Here is a 14,355-nt window from a genome sequence, read left to right as displayed (position 1 = left end):
CCTGCGGCCTCCTCCTTGATTTCGCTGCGGGGAGCACCCGATGCTCTGTGCACGAGGGCACGCTCGTTGTGCATCGCTGATCAACCACCGCTCCGCATAACGCTCCCGCTGATGGGGTGCCTTGCGCAGCGAAATCAAGGGGGAGGCCGAAGGCCGGAGGACATTCGCGGAGCAAGGTACCCCGTCGGCGGGAGCGCGCCCTGAACAGCAGGCCTTGAACACAACGCGGCGCAAGGAAAAGCAGCGCCGCACTTCAATACCCCAGCTTGCGCGGCAACCAGAGCGCAAGTTCCGGAAACACGATCACCAGCACCATCACCACGAACATCGAGAACAGCATCCAGCCGACCCAGCGCACGGTTTCTTCCATGCGAACCTTCGCGATGCGGCACGACACCATCAGGTTGACCGCAAGCGGCGGCGTGAACTGGCCCAATGCGACCTTGAGCGTGAGGATCACGCCGAACCACACCGGGTCCCATTTGTAGTACTGCACGATCGGCAGCAGCAGCGGCACGAAGATCAGGAAGATCGACACGCCGTCCAGGAACATGCCCACCGTGATGAGCAGCAGGATCAGGAGCGCCAGGATGCCGTATTCGCCGAGGCCCGAATTCACGATGGCGCGCGTCACCGGGTCGATGATGCCGAGCGTGGAAAGCGAATACGCGAAGATCCCCGCGAGCGACACCACCAGCAAAATCACGGCCGAGAGCTCGCCCGATTCGCGCAAGATGACGAACAGGTCGCGCACCTTGATGGTCCGGTGCACGCACATGCCCACGAAGAGACCATAGAACACCGCCACCACCGCGGCCTCGGTGGGCGTGAACCAGCCCGCGCGCATGCCGCCCAGGATCAGCACCGGCGCCGCCAGGCCCCAGACCGCTTCGCGAAAGCTCTTCCAGAACGGCGGGCGCGGCAGCGTCGCTTCGAGCGCGCCCATCTTGTGCTGGCGGGCCAGCAGCACGGCCGGGATCATCAGCGCCAGGCCGGCCATCACGCCCGGGATCATGCCGGCTGCAAAGAGCGCCGGCACCGAGGCGCCGGGCACCAGCACCGAGTAGACGATGAACGCGACCGAGGGCGGAATCAGGATGTCGGTGGCCGCCGCGGCGCCCACCACGCTGGCCGAGAAGGCGGCCGGGTAGCCCGCGCGCGACATGGCCGCGATCATCACCGCGCCCACGGCCGCGGCATTGGCCGGGCCCGAGCCCGAGATGCCGCCGAGGAACATCGCCACCGCAATGGCCACCAGCGGCAGCATGCCGGGCCCGCGCCCGACGATCGCCACCGCAAAGTTCACGAGCCGCAGCGCCACGCCCGAGCGGTCGAAGATGGAGCCCACCAGCACGAACATCGGGATGGCCAGCAGCGGGTACTTGCCGAGGCCGGCATAGAAGTTCTGCGGCACGGCCAGGAGGCCGAACCACTGGGCGTCGCTGTTGGCCAGCGCGATGCAGGCGGCGCCGGCCAGGCCCAGCGCGGCGCCGATGGGCACGCCCACCAGCATCATCGCAACGAAGGCGACGAAGAGCAGGGTGGGGATCACGATGCGTCGCCCTTGCTGCCGGGGTTCTTGGTGTCGCTGCGGTATTCCTTGCGGCCGCGGCGGACCATGAGGCCCACCGCGCGCAGCGCGATGGCAAACGACACGATCGGCAGCCAGACCGAATACCACCACGCCGGCAGGCCGATGCCCGGCGTGGTCTCGTCGAAGCGGTAGTCGTCCCACACCATGCGGATGCTGAGCGCGCCGATCAGCGTGAACAGGATCGCGATCATGAGCGCGCCGAACTGCGCGAGCCGCTTGCGCCGCGCCATGGAGCCGCTTTCGGAAAAGTATTCGATGCGGATGTGGCGGTCGCGCGCCACCGCGGCCGAGCCGGCCACCAGCGCCAGCATGATCATCAGGAAGACCGAGAACTCTTCGGTCCACGCGAACGACGAGTCGGTGAAGTAGCGCACCAGCACGTTCGCAAAGGTGATGAGCGCCAGCGCGCCCATGATGATGACGGTGAGCCAGTCCTCGATGGCGAGCGGCACCCGGGTGGGCTCGTCGGCGGCTTCGATGTCTGGGGGAAGGGGGCTGGCGGCGTCCAGCAGCGGGCCGGACTCGTTGGGAGTGGTCATCGAGAGGGAGGGGGAAAGCAGCTATGGATGGTAACGATCCATGTCCATCCGTTCATCGGGGTTTTCCTAAGCTGCGGCCCCGTTGCACGCCCCTCCCGGCTCTCTCGAAGCGGGCTACTCGAGCTTGGCGCCCGAATCCTTGATCAGGCGCTCCCACACCGGGCTCTCCTTCTTGTAGACGGCGGCAAAGGCCTCGGGCGAGCTCTCCTTCAGGTCGAAGCCCATTGCCGCCACGCGCGCCTGCACGTCGGGCTGGCGGGTGGCCTTGCCCACCTCTTCGGCAATGCGCTGCACAATCGGCTTGGGCGTGCCGGCCGGCATGGCAATCGCGAGCCAGCCGGCCACGCGGTAGGCCTCGTCGTCCAGGCCCTGCTCGGCCAAGGTGGGCACGTTGGGCAGCGTGGCCATGCGGCGCTCGCCGCTCACGCCGATGGCCCGGAGCTTGCCGGCCTCGATGTGCGGCTTGGCCACCAGCGCGCTGGCAAAGGCCATCTGGATCTGGCCGCCGATCAGGTCCTGCAGCATCGGCGCCTCGCCCTTGTAGGCGACGTGGTTCATCTCGGCCTTCTGCGTGAGGCTCATGTGCGCGCCGGCCAGGTGCGGGTAGGCGCCCACGCCGTACGAGCCGTAGGCCACCTTGCCCTTGTTGGCGGCCACGTACTTCAGGAGCTCGGGCCCGCTCTTCACCGGCACGCTGGGGTGCACCACCAGCACCAGCGGCGCGGTGGCGATCTGGTAGACCAGCGTGAGGTCGCGCTGCGTGTCGTAGGGCAGCTTCTGGTAGAGGAACTGGTTGGTCAGCAGCGAATTGCTCAGCGCCAGCACCAGGGTGTAGCCGTCGGCCGGCGCCTTGGCCACCGCATCGGTGCCGATGATGCCGGCGGCGCCGGGCTTGTTGTCGATGATCACGGGCTGGCCCAGGCCCGCCGCCATCTTCTCGCCGACTACGCGGGCCAGCACGTCGGTGGCGCCGCCCGCGGCAAAGGGCACCACCATGCGGATCGGCTTGCCCGGATAGGCCTGCGCCCAGGCGGCCGGGGTGGTGGCCGCGAGCGCGAGCGAGGCAATGCCGCAGTGCAGGGCGCGGCGGGTGATGCCGTGCGCGGTGTTGGTGGTGGTGAAGGTTGCGCTCATGTCCGATGTCTCCGGCGGTCGTTGTTGTCTGTCGAAAAAAGAAACCAGCACGCGGCGGCTATTCGGCCAGCACCTGCGTCTTGAAGGGAAGCGCCTCGAGCGCCGTGCGGATCCGAGCCTGCAGCGGCGCCGCGAGCGCGCCCGTGGCCGCGGCATCGATGCGCACCTGCACCAGGCTCTCGCCCTCGCTGCGCACGCGCGGCCAGGCGGCCGGCGGCGCGCCAAGCTCCCCGCACACCTGCGCCACCGTGGCCGCCACCACGCGGCTCGCGGCCATGGCGCGAAGCTCGGGCTTGTAGATCTTGCCGACGTTGGTCATCGGCATGTGCTCGATGATGCTCACCGAGCGGGGCTTGGCGGGCGCCTCGTCGACGCGCGCGGCAGTGAAGGCCAGCAGCTCCTCCTCGCTGGCCGAGGCGCCCGGCTCCAGCGTGGCAAAGACCACCGGCAGCTCGCCCGCATAGGCATCGGGCGCGCCCACCGCGGCGCACAGCTGCACCGCGGGATGCGCGCCCAGCGCGTCCTCGATCACCTTGGGGTCGATGTTGTGGCCGCTGCGGATGATCAGGTCCTTCGAGCGGCCGCTGAGGTTGAGCCTCCCGTCGCCGTCGATCCAGCCCAGGTCGCCGGTCGCGAGCCAGCCGTCGGCGGTGAAGGCCTTGGCGTTGTCGGCCGGATCGACGAAGCCCGAGAACAGGTTGGGCGACTTGAACAGCACCATGCCCTGCTCGCCGGGCGGCAGCTCGCGGTCGCTGGCGTTGCCGTTCTCGTCGAGCGCCACGATGCGCATCTGCATGTAGGGCAGCGCAAAACCAACGCAGCCCGCGGGCCCGTCCACGCCGGGCGGCGTGATGGTCGAGATGCCGGCCATCTCGGTCATGCCCAGGCTCTCGTGCACATGCAGGCCGAACAGGCGCTCGAAGCGCGCGGCCAGCTCGGGCGAGAGCACGGCGGCGCCCGTGCGGCAGTAGCCGATCGACGAGATGTCGGCGCCGTCCAGCGGCACGTTCGCGAGCGCCGCCAGCACCGTGGGCACGGCCGAGAGCGAGGTCGGCCGGTACTTCTCGACCAGCTTCCAGTAGTTGGCGAGCACCTCCTTGTTGCGCAGCAGCGAGGTCGTCGGGATGATCACTTCCATGCCCGCCGAGAGCGAGGCCAGCGAGGCCGGCAGCACGCCCGCCACGTGGAACAGCGGGTAGCCGTTGATCGAGATGCCCTGGTCGTTCATGCCCGCGACCTGCACGCTGGCCCAGGCCGTGAACACCTGCGCGCCGTGGCTGTGGCGCGCGAGCTTCGGCGCGCCGGTGGTGCCGCCGGTGTGGAAGTAGGCGGCGATGTCGGTGGGCGCAATGTCGCGGCCGCTCACGAGGCGATCGGACGGCTGTGCCGAACGCAGCACGTCGAACTCGGCCACGCCCTCGGGCAAGGCGCCCGCCGCGCCCGGTGCTTCGTCATGCGGCGCCACGCGCAGCACCGTGGTGAGCGTGGGCACCTGGCCGCGCAGGCGCATTGCCTTCGACCACATGCCCGATTCGCTGTCCGAGCCGTAGGCGATCAGCACCTTGGCGCGGCCCGCGGTCATCAGCGCCACCAGCTTCTCGTCGGTGAGCAGCGGGTTGAGCGGCTGCACGATGCCCGCCGCCTCGCCGCCCCAGAGCGCGAGGTGGTATTGAAGGCAGCCCGGCAGCAGCACCGCCACCGCATCCTGCGGACCCACGCCCAGCGCGTGCAGCATGTTCGCGGTCTGGTGGATGCGCGCGAGCAGCTCGGCGTACGACCAGCGGATCGGCGCGTCGGCCGGGTTGCCGGTGCGCAGGAAGGTCAGCGCGGTCTTGCCGCCGAAGGCCGCGCCCGCGTTGCGGAAGATCTCGTAGGTGCTGCGGACCGTCAGCGCCTCTTCGAGCGGCGTCTCCTCGAGCCTGCGGATGTCGGCGAGGCTGCGGACCGGGAGCGTCGGGCGAAAGGGTGCGCCGGCCGGGTTCGTCTTCTTGCTGTCTGCCATGGCATGTCTCCTGGATATTTGTTGTGGTGCCGGCCGCGTGCGAAGCGCTGTTCTACTGGTTCGTGATCTTGTTGTCGCGAATGACCTTGCCCCAGCGTTCGAAGTCCTGGCGCATGCGCACGCCGGTCTGCTCGCCCGTGCGGTAGGCCGCGAAGGAGCCGACGCCCTCGAGCTTGTCCTGCACTTCCTTGTCAGCGAGCGCGGTCTTGAGCTCGGCGCTCATGCGATCGACCACGTCCTTGGGCGTGCCGGCCGGTGCCAGCAGGCCGCCCCAGGACGTGGCATCGAAACCCGGGAAGCCCTGCTCGGCGACCGTCTTCACGTCGGGCAGCAGGCTCACGCGCTGGCCCGAGCCGACCGCAATCGCGCGCAGCGTACCCGAGCGGATGTGCGGCATCACCGCCACCAGGTCCGAGAACATCGCGGGCACCTGCCCGCCGATCAGGTCGGTCACGGCCGGTGCGCTGCCGCGGTAGGGCACGTGCTGCATCTCGAACTTGCCGATGTTCTTGAGCTGCTCGGTCGTCAGGTGGCCGAAGCTGCCCGCGCCGGCGGTCGTGTAGTTGAGCTTGCCGCCCTCGGCCTTGGCCTTGGCGATCAGCTCCTGCAGGCCGTTCACGCCGGGCAGCACCTTGGGGTTCACCACCATCACGATCGGCAGGTCGTACACCGTGCCCACGGGTGTGAAGCTCTTGAAGATGTCGTAAGGCGTCTGGCCGTACAGGTGCGCGGCCAGCAGCGTGGGCGTGGCCAGCATCACGAAGGTGTAGCCGTCGGGCGCGGCCTTGGCGGCCACCGCCGCGCCGATGGTGCCCGAGGCGCCGCTGCGGTTGTCGACGAGGATGTTCTGCTTCAGGCCCTGCGACATTTTCTGCGCCACGATGCGCGTGGCGACGTCGGTCGGGCCGCCGGGCGGAAAGGGCACGACGAAGGTGATCGGCTTGGCCGGCCAGGCCTGCGCGAAGGCGGTGCCGGCCATGAGCGGAAGGGCCAGCGCGAGGAGGGCGCGGCGTGCGGGATTGCGAAGGGAGCGGGAAGAAGAAACGGCCATGGACTTGTTCAAGGAATGCGGAAGATCGGCGCCTTCAGACGACGCCGCTGGTTTTCAGTTGCGCGAGCCGGTCGTCCGACAGGCCGAGCAGCGACTGCAGCACCTCGTGCGTGCCTTCGCCCAGCTGCGGCGGTGCGCTGCGCACGGGCAGGCGCTCGCCGTCGAAGCGGTAGGGCGGCGCCAGCACGTTGACCTTGCCGGCCACCGGATGCGGCTGCTCGGTCACGAGGCCGGCATCGGCCGCGCGCCTGGAGTTGAGCGCTTCGAGCAGGCCCAGCACTTCGCCGCAGGGAATGCCCGAGGCGCTGAGCCTGGCCAGCAGGTCGGCGCGCTGGCGCCTGGCCAGCTCGGCATGCAGCTCGGGCAGCAGCACCGCGCGGTTCGCCGAGCGCAGGATGTTGGTCTTGAAGCGCTCGTCGGCCGCGAGGTCGGGCCGCTCGATCACTTCGGTGCAGAAGCGCGCGAACTGCGCGTTGTTGCCCACGGTGATCACGAGCGGGCCGTCGGCCGCGTCGAACACGCCGTAGGGCACGATCGACGGATGCGAGTTGCCGTAGCGCGGCGGGTCCTCGCCCATCAGCAGCGCCTCGAGGCCGTAGTAGGCGGTGATCATCAGGCCGCAGTCGAAGAGAGCCATCTCCACATGCCGGCCCTTGCCGGTCTTCTCGCGCTGGTAGAGCGCCGCGAGCACCGCCTGCGCCGAGTACATGCCGGTGAACAGGTCGACCATGGCCACGCCGAACTTCAGCGGCGGCTGGCTGGCTTCGCCGTTGAGCGCCATCAGCCCGGCCTCGCCCTGCACCACGAGGTCGTAGCCGGGGCGCGCGGCCTCGGGGCCGGTGCGGTCGTAGCCCGAGATCGAGCAGTAGATGAGCCCCGGATGCTCCTTACTGAGCTGCTCGTAGCCGAGGCCCAGCTTGTCGATGCCGCCGAACTTGAAGTTCTGGATCACCACGTCGCACTGCTTGGCGAGGTCGCGCGCGATCTGCTGGCCCTCGGGCGTCTGCAGGTCGAGCGTGACCGAGCGCTTGTTGCGGTTCACGCTGTTGAAGTAGGCGGTCTCGGTCTTGCCGACGCGCAGGCCCCAGTCGCGCGTGTCGTCGCCGCGGCCCGGGTGCTCGACCTTGATGACTTCGGCGCCCATGTCGGCCAGCACCATGCCGCACCAGGGGCCCGCGAGGATGCGGGACAGATCGAGGACGCGCACGCCGGCCAGCGGCAGCGAGGAATTCAGCATGGGCATGAGGGCAACTCCAGGAAAACGAACAACCCCCGCGTTCGCATGCGAGGGCGGGGCACGACGCGCGTCAGGACGCGTCCGGCTTTGTCTTGCGGCGCAGCGCGTTGAAATCCGCGCGCCGCTTGCCGAGGAAGGCACCGATGCCTTCGGCCGCCTCGGCATCGGCCTGCGATTCGACCATGTACACGGCCTCGGCATCGAGCTGCTGCTCGAGCGTGGCGCGGTGCGCCTGGCGGCACAGCGTCTTGATGCGTGCGATCGCGCGCTCGGGGCCGTCGGCCACCTTGGCCGCGAGCGCGATGGCCTCGGCCAGCGCGGCGCCCTTGTCGGTCAGCCGGTTGACCGCGCCCAGCGCATGCAGGCGCTCGGCCGTCATGCGGTCGCCGGTCAGGCACATCTCGGTCAGCACCTGGCGCGAGACGAATTCCGCAAGAAAGGCCGTGGCGCCGCCGTCGGGCGTGAGGCCGACCTTGACGTAGGCCACCGTGTAGAACGCGTCGCGCGCCGACACCAGCATGTCGCAGGCCAGCGCCATCGAGAGGCCCGCGCCCGCCGCGCCGCCTTCGACGGCCGCGATCACCGGCTTGCCGCAATCGCGGATGCCGCGGATCAGGTCGTGCAGGCCTTCGAGCTTTTCACGGCGCTCGGAGGCGGGCAGCTCGCGGCGCTTGGCCAGCAGGTTGAGGTCGCCGCCCGAGCAGAAGAAATCGCCCGCGCCGGTGAAGACGACGGCGCCCACTTCGGGGTCGTTTTGCGCATCGGCGAGCGCAGCGCTCAGCTCTGCGTACAGCGTCGGCGTGATCGCATTGCGCGCGCCCGGGTTGCTGTTGGTCAGGATGCGGACCGCGCCCTGCTGCGAGATCAAAACGGTCTTTTCGGTCATGCGGCCACCTCCTTGCCCAGCGCGATGTAGCGCTGCAGATGGTGGTCTTCGTCGCCGAGCTGGTGGTCGATCATCACGAGCCGCTTGGCGTAGTGCGGCAGCGGCAGCTCCCAGGTCATGCCGATGCCGCCGTGCATCTGGATGCTTTCTTCGGCCACCAGCGCGCCGATGCGGCCGATGCTGAACTTGGCAGCCGACAGCGCACGCTCGCGCGCCACGCGGTCGGCGCCGTCGATGGCGGCCGCGGCGTTGATCACCGCCGAACGCGCCTGTTCGATCTCGAGCAGCAGGTCGGCCATGCGGTGCTGCAGTGCCTGGAAGCTGCCGATCAGCATGCCGAACTGCTTGCGCGTGCGCAGGTAGTCGAGCGTGGCGGTCTTGGCGGCTTCCATCGCGCCGAGCGCCTCGGCGCACAGTGCGAGCACGCCGCGGCCGATGGCGCGTTCCAGCGTCGCGTGGCCCAGGCCTTCGGTGCCCAGCAGCGCGTCGGCGCCGAGCTTCACGCCGTCGAGCGCGAGTTCGGCGACGCGGCCGCCGTCGATGGCGGGGCAGCCGCGCACCGAAAGGCCCGCGGTCCTGGCAGGCACGAGGAACAGCGAGATGCCGGCTTCATCGTCGACCTTGCCCGAGCTGCGGGCCGAAACCAGGAACAGGTCGGCCTGCTCGCCCTGCGGCACCACGGCCTTGGCGCCGTGCAGCACCCAGCCGTCGCCGCTGCGCTCGGCGCGGGTCGCCACGCGCGTGCGTTCGTAGTGCGTGTCGGCTTCGTCATGCGCAAAGGCCGCGACGGTCAGGCCGTTGATGATGTCGCCGAGCTTCTCTTTCTGCGCATCGCTGCCGGCCGCGCTGAGCGCCTCGCCGACCATCACGGCACCCAGCAGCGGCTCGACCACGAGCCCGCGGCCCAGCGCCTCGAAGACCACGGCAATGTCGAAGCCGCCGCCGCCGAAGCCGCCATCGGCTTCGCTGAACAGCGCGCCGATCACGCCCAGTTCGGCGAAATTCTGGAAGATCTCCTTGCTGAAACCGTGCGCGGATTTTGCGATGCGGTCGCGCGCATCGAAGGCGTACTGCTCGGCGATGAAGCGGTTCAGGCTGTCGGCGAGCATGCGCCGGTCTTCGGTGTGTTCGAAGTTCATGTGCGTGTCTCCTTTACAGCCCGAGGATCATCTTGGAGATGATGTTCTTCTGGATTTCATTGGAGCCGCCGAAGATCGACAGCTTGCGGTTGTTGAAGTAGCGCGCGGCGGCGGCCGATGCGTAGGCCGGGCCGAAGGTTTCGCCGTCGAAGCCGTCGTGCAGCGCCTCTTCGACGAAGGGCCGGCCGTAGACGCCCATGGCGCGGCGCGCGAGCGACGAGATCTCCTGCCGGATCTCGGTGCCGCGGATCTTGAGCATCGAGCTTTCCGCGCCCGGCACGCCGCCGCCGGCCACGGCTGCGATCACGCGCAGGTTGGTGGTCTTCATGTTCTCCAGATCGATCTCGACACGCGCCATGCGTGCGGCAAATGCCGGGTCTTCGGCCAGCGGCTTGCCGTTCTTCGTCTGCGTGGCCGCAATGCCCTTGAGCTGCTCGAGCGCCGCCACCGAGAAGCCGACGCCCGCGATGTTGGTGCGCTCGTAGGTCAAAAGATACTTGGCACAGGTCCAGCCCTTGTTCTCTTCGCCGACGAGGTTCTCGGCCGGCACGCGCACGTCGGAGAAGAACACTTCGTTCACTTCATGCTCGCCGTCGAGCGTGATGATCGGCCGCACTTCCACGCCGGGCGAGGTCATGTCGATCAGGAGGAAGCTGATGCCTTCCTGCTTCTTCGCCTCGCGGTTGGTGCGCACCAGGCAGAAGATCATGTTGGCGTGCTGGCCCAGCGTGGTCCAGGTCTTCTGGCCGTTCACGATGTAGTGGTCGCCCTGGGCGTCGATGCCGCGCACGGCCGAGGTCTTCACGGCCGCCAGGTCGGAGCCCGCGCCGGGTTCCGAATAGCCCTGGCACCACCAGTCGGCGCCGTTCAGGATGCGCGGCAGCCAGTGGCGCTTCTGTGCCTCGTTGCCGTACTTGATGAGCACCGGCCCGAGCATGTTCACGCCGAAGGGCACGATGCGCGGCGCAAAGGCCAGCGCGCATTCGTGTTCGAAGATGAATTTTTCCACCGCCGTCCAGCCCGGACCGCCGTACTGCTCGGGCCAGTGATTCGCGAGCCAGCCGCGCTCGTTGAGGATGGCGTGCCATTCCTCCATATCGGCCTTGGCGAGGATCTTGCCGCCGCGCACTTTCTCGGACAGCCGCACCGGCAGTCTTGCGGCCAGGAAGGCGCGCACTTCGCTGCGGAAGGCTTCTTCTTCGGTCGTGAAATTCAGGTCCATCGCATTCCAATCAGTTGAGGACAGAGCAAAAATTGCTGCGCAATTTCTTGGTCTGTCCCGCAAGGTTTCAAAATATTTCGAACAGGCCCGCCGCGCCCATGCCGCCGGCAATGCACATCGTGACCACCGCGTACTTCGCGCCGCGGCGCTTGCCTTCGATCAGCACGTGGCCCGTGAGGCGCGCGCCGGTCATGCCGAAGGGGTGGCCGATGGAGATCGCGCCGCCGTTCACGTTGAGCAGTTCCGACGGAATGCCCAGCTTCTCCTGGCAGTAGATCGATTGCGAGGCGAAGGCTTCGTTGAGTTCCCAGAGGCCGATGTCCTCGACCTTGAGGCCATGGCGCGCGAGCAGCTTGGGCACCGCGAACACCGGGCCGATGCCCATCTCGTCGGGCTCGCAGCCGGCCACCGCAAGGCCGCGGAAGGCGCCGAGCGGCTTGAGGTTGGCGCGCTCCGCGTCCTTCGCTTCCATCAGCACGCAGGCCGAGGCGCCGTCGGACAGCTGCGAGGCGTTGCCGGCCGTGATGAACTTGTCGTCGCCCATCACGGGCTTGAGCTTGGCGAGCGCCTCGTAGGTGGTGCCGCGGCGGTTGCAGTTGTCCTCGGTGGCGGTGACTTCGCGGTAGCTGACTTCCTTCGTCTCCTTGTCGGTCACGGCCATGGTGGTGGTGCAGGCGACGATCTCGTCGTTGTAGCGGCCGGCGAGCTGGGCTTCTTCGGTCTTGCGCTGGCTCTCGGCAGAGAAGCGGTCCTGCGCCTCGCGGCTGATGCCGTAGCGCTGGGCCACGATGTCGGCGGTCTCGATCATCGCCATGTAGAGCGCGGGCTTGTGCTGGACGATCCACGGGTCCATGCCGCTGTCGCCGGCATCGGTGGCGCTGCGGCTGCGGATCTGCGAGATGCTTTCGACGCCGCCCGCGATCATGGCCGGCGCGCCGTCCACCACGATGCGGCCCGCGGCCATGGCGATCGCCTGCAGGCCCGAGGCGCAGAAGCGGTTGACGGTGGTGCCGGCGATCGAGATCGGCAGCCCCGCGCGGATGATGCTCTGGCGCGCGATGTTGCGGCCCGTGGTGCCTTCGGGGTAGCCGCAGCCGAGGATCGCGTCCTCGATCAGCGCGGGGTCCAGGCCCGAGCGCTCGACAGCGGCCTTGACCGCAAAGGCCGCGAGCGTGGGGCCCGGCGTGATGTTGAATTCGCCGCGGTGCGCCTTGGTGAGCGGAGTGCGGGCGGTGGAAACGATGACGGCTTCGCGCATGGGGGATGTCTCCTGGACGGCTGCTCTGGTTACTCGGATTGGTTCAGGCTGGCGAAATCGGCGCCGCGCTCGACCAGCTCCACCAGCAGCGGCGAGGGCTTCCAGAAGATCGGGTCCTCTTTCGCGAATTCGCGGATGTCGGCCAGCACCTTCGGCAGGCCCACGGTGTCGGCGTACTTCATCGGGCCGCCGCGATGCCGCGGAAAGCCGTAGCCGTAGAGGAAGGTCACGTCCACGTCGAGCGGGCGCAGCGCGATGCGCTGGAGCACGACGTTGGCGCCCTCGTTGATCATCGCGGCCATGTAGCGGCGCATGATTTCTTCCTCGGTGAAGGTGCGCGGCTTGATGCCCGCGCGCTCGCGCTCGGCGTCGATGATGGCCAGCACCTCGGGGTCGGGCTGGCCGGTGCGGGCGCCCTCGGGGTACAGGTAGTAGCCGCGCTGCGTCTTCTGGCCGAACCAGCCGCGCTCGCAGATGCGGTCGGCAATCTGCACGTAGCGCGCCTGCGGATCGCGCGTGGCGGCCTTGCGCTTGCGCGTGGCCCAGCCGATGTCGCCGCCCGCGAGGTCGGACACCTGGAACGGCCCCATCGGGTAGCCGAAGTTGCGCACGGCCTCGTCGATCTGGTAGGGCGACGCGCCGTCTTCCATCATGTGGTCGGCGGCCTGGCGGTACACCGCGAGGATGCGGTTGCCGATGAAGCCGTCGCACACGCCGGCGCGCACCGGCACCTTCTTCAATTTCTTCGCGAGCTCGAAGCCGGTCGCGACCACGTCGGCGCTCACCTTGGCGGGCACCACGATCTCCAGCAGCTTCATGATGTTGGCCGGCGAGAAGAAGTGCAGGCCCACCACGTCCTGCGGACGCGAAATGCTCTCGGCGATCTCGTCGATGTCCAGGTACGAGGTGTTGGTGGCGAGCACCGCGCCGCGCTTGCAGACGCGGTCGAGCTCGGCGAACACGGCCTTCTTCACGCCCATGTCCTCGAACACCGCTTCGACCACGATGTCGACCTGCGCGAGCGCGTCATAAGACGTGGAGCCCGAGAAGCGCGCCATCACGGCGGTCTTGGCCTCGGGCGTCATGCGGCCCTTCTTGATGAGGCCGTCGTACACCTTCTCGACATGCTGGCGGCCGCGCGCGAGGCTGGGCTCGTCGCGCTCGATCATGGTCACGGGCAGGCCCGCGTCGAGCATTGCCACCGCGATGCCCGCGCCCATGGTGCCGCCGCCGACGATGCCGGCCGATGCAAGCGCGCGCGGCGCGGCGGACCGGGTCTCGGGCGCCTTCAGCACTTCGCGCTCGGCGAAGAAGGCGTGGATCAGGCCGGCGCGCTGCGGGCTGTCGATGCACTGCAGGAACAGCTTGCGCTCCAGCGCCATGCCTTCGTCGAAAGGCAGCGTGAGCGCGGCCTCGACGGCTTCGATGATCTTCATCGGCGAGAACAGGCCGCGGCTCTTCTTCGCGGTGTCGGCGCGCGCGGCTTCGAGCGCGGCGCGGCTGGCTTCCTTGTCGGCCAGGCCGCCAGCCTCGCGCGTGCGGCGCACCGGCGCCTTGGCGGCCACGAGTTCCTGCGCGTAGGCCAGGCCTTCGGCGCGCGCATCGGCCTCGTTGCCGAGCCGGTCCACGAGGCCGAGCGACAGCGCTTCCTTCGCGCCCGCGTGGCGGCCGCTGAGCATCAGTTCGAGCGCGGGCTTCACGCCGATCAGGCGCGGCGCGCGTTGCGTGCCGCCCGAGCCGGGCAACAGGCCGAGCTGCACTTCGGGCAGGCCGAGCTTGGCGGTGGGCGAGGCGATGCGGTAGTGCGCCGACAGCGCCACTTCGAGCCCGCCGCCGAGCGCAGCGCCGTGGATGGCGGCAACCACCGGCTTGCTGCAGTTCTCGATAGCAAGGCACACCTCGGGCAGCGAGGGCGGCTGCGGCGTCTTGCCGAACTCGCGGATGTCGGCGCCTGCGATGAAGTTGCGGCCCGCGCCGACGATCAGCACCGCGGCCGCGGCGCCGTCGGCCTCGGCCGCCTCGATGGCGGCCACGAGGCCGCGGCGCACATCCACGCCCAGGGCGTTGACGGGCGGGTTGTCGATGGTCACCACGAACACGTCGCCAAGACGCTCGAAGCTGACGGGACCGGAAGACGTGGAAGGGCTGGAGGTTGTGGTGGCCATGTGCTTGTCTTGTCTCTTGCGTGGCGAGCCCTGCTGCAAACGCGAGGGGCCCGAGGCTCTGGGGGTGAACCCCGCATTCTTGGCCGGTGCCGGTGCTTTGACAATTGCATAGACCATTGACAGACTGT

Annotated in this window: 11 protein-coding genes; all 11 read right to left on the bottom strand. The window is 68.8% G+C overall.

All coding sequences use genetic code 11. The features are described from left to right. Window positions 1-253: 253 nt before the first annotated feature. Entirely contained in the window at window positions 254-1,552 is a 1,299-nt protein-coding gene (locus AC1DSC_RS13780; protein WP_012745987.1) for a TRAP transporter large permease, read from the bottom strand. Then, complete coding sequence (locus AC1DSC_RS13775) at window positions 1,549-2,133, bottom strand: TRAP transporter small permease (protein WP_369664211.1); 585 nt, start codon at window positions 2,131-2,133, stop codon at window positions 1,549-1,551. Before AC1DSC_RS13775 ends, AC1DSC_RS13780 begins: the two co-directional genes overlap by 4 nt. Before the next feature lie 114 nt (window positions 2,134-2,247). Further along, a complete protein-coding gene (locus AC1DSC_RS13770) occupies window positions 2,248-3,267 on the bottom strand; it encodes a Bug family tripartite tricarboxylate transporter substrate binding protein (protein WP_018903691.1) in 1,020 nt (339 codons plus the stop codon). Window positions 3,268-3,325: 58 nt separating this feature from the next. After that, the gene (locus AC1DSC_RS13765; RefSeq protein WP_018903690.1) at window positions 3,326-5,269 is read right to left on the bottom strand and encodes an acyl-CoA synthetase; all 1,944 of its coding nucleotides are present in this window, start codon (window positions 5,267-5,269) and stop codon (window positions 3,326-3,328) included. A gap of 52 nt (window positions 5,270-5,321) precedes the next feature. Continuing rightward, window positions 5,322-6,320 carry a Bug family tripartite tricarboxylate transporter substrate binding protein gene (locus AC1DSC_RS13760; RefSeq protein ID WP_018903689.1) on the bottom strand — a complete coding sequence of 333 codons (999 nt, stop codon included), beginning with the start codon at window positions 6,318-6,320 and terminating at the stop codon, window positions 5,322-5,324. A gap of 34 nt (window positions 6,321-6,354) precedes the next feature. After that, entirely contained in the window at window positions 6,355-7,563 is a 1,209-nt protein-coding gene (locus tag AC1DSC_RS13755; protein ID WP_012745992.1) for a CaiB/BaiF CoA transferase family protein, read from the bottom strand. A gap of 64 nt (window positions 7,564-7,627) precedes the next feature. After that, a complete protein-coding gene (locus AC1DSC_RS13750) occupies window positions 7,628-8,443 on the bottom strand; it encodes an oxepin-CoA hydrolase, alternative type (protein ID WP_018903688.1) in 816 nt (271 codons plus the stop codon). Beyond that, window positions 8,440-9,582 carry an acyl-CoA dehydrogenase family protein gene (locus AC1DSC_RS13745; RefSeq protein WP_018903687.1) on the bottom strand — a complete coding sequence of 381 codons (1,143 nt, stop codon included), beginning with the start codon at window positions 9,580-9,582 and terminating at the stop codon, window positions 8,440-8,442. The genes AC1DSC_RS13750 and AC1DSC_RS13745 overlap by 4 nt, the downstream gene beginning before the upstream one ends. Window positions 9,583-9,595: 13 nt before the next feature. After that, window positions 9,596-10,804, bottom strand: coding sequence for an acyl-CoA dehydrogenase family protein (locus AC1DSC_RS13740; RefSeq protein ID WP_018903686.1), 1,209 nt, complete (start codon window positions 10,802-10,804; stop codon window positions 9,596-9,598). Between the two features lie 67 nt (window positions 10,805-10,871). Then, entirely contained in the window at window positions 10,872-12,062 is a 1,191-nt protein-coding gene (locus AC1DSC_RS13735) for an acetyl-CoA C-acyltransferase (RefSeq protein ID WP_436287282.1), read from the bottom strand. A gap of 29 nt (window positions 12,063-12,091) precedes the next feature. After that, window positions 12,092-14,227, bottom strand: coding sequence for a 3-hydroxyacyl-CoA dehydrogenase NAD-binding domain-containing protein (locus tag AC1DSC_RS13730; protein WP_436287283.1), 2,136 nt, complete (start codon window positions 14,225-14,227; stop codon window positions 12,092-12,094). Window positions 14,228-14,355 lie beyond the last annotated feature (128 nt).

The sequence above is a fragment of the Variovorax sp. 01N425 genome, assembly GCF_056399465.1.
Note: the sequence above shows the minus strand (reverse complement) of the source record. Positions and strands in the feature narration are given on the sequence as shown.

Coding starts and splice junctions, on each gene's coding strand:
- AC1DSC_RS13775 (WP_369664211.1), bottom strand. CDS start 2,133: ATGACCACTCCCAACGAGTCCGGCCCGCTGCTGGACGCCGCCAGCCCC.
- AC1DSC_RS13770 (WP_018903691.1), bottom strand. CDS start 3,267: ATGAGCGCAACCTTCACCACCACCAACACCGCGCACGGCATCACCCGC.
- AC1DSC_RS13765 (WP_018903690.1), bottom strand. CDS start 5,269: ATGGCAGACAGCAAGAAGACGAACCCGGCCGGCGCACCCTTTCGCCCG.
- AC1DSC_RS13760 (WP_018903689.1), bottom strand. CDS start 6,320: ATGGCCGTTTCTTCTTCCCGCTCCCTTCGCAATCCCGCACGCCGCGCC.
- AC1DSC_RS13755 (WP_012745992.1), bottom strand. CDS start 7,563: ATGCCCATGCTGAATTCCTCGCTGCCGCTGGCCGGCGTGCGCGTCCTC.
- AC1DSC_RS13750 (WP_018903688.1), bottom strand. CDS start 8,443: ATGACCGAAAAGACCGTTTTGATCTCGCAGCAGGGCGCGGTCCGCATC.
- AC1DSC_RS13745 (WP_018903687.1), bottom strand. CDS start 9,582: ATGAACTTCGAACACACCGAAGACCGGCGCATGCTCGCCGACAGCCTG.
- AC1DSC_RS13740 (WP_018903686.1), bottom strand. CDS start 10,804: ATGGACCTGAATTTCACGACCGAAGAAGAAGCCTTCCGCAGCGAAGTG.
- AC1DSC_RS13735 (WP_436287282.1), bottom strand. CDS start 12,062: ATGCGCGAAGCCGTCATCGTTTCCACCGCCCGCACTCCGCTCACCAAG.
- AC1DSC_RS13730 (WP_436287283.1), bottom strand. CDS start 14,227: ATGGCCACCACAACCTCCAGCCCTTCCACGTCTTCCGGTCCCGTCAGC.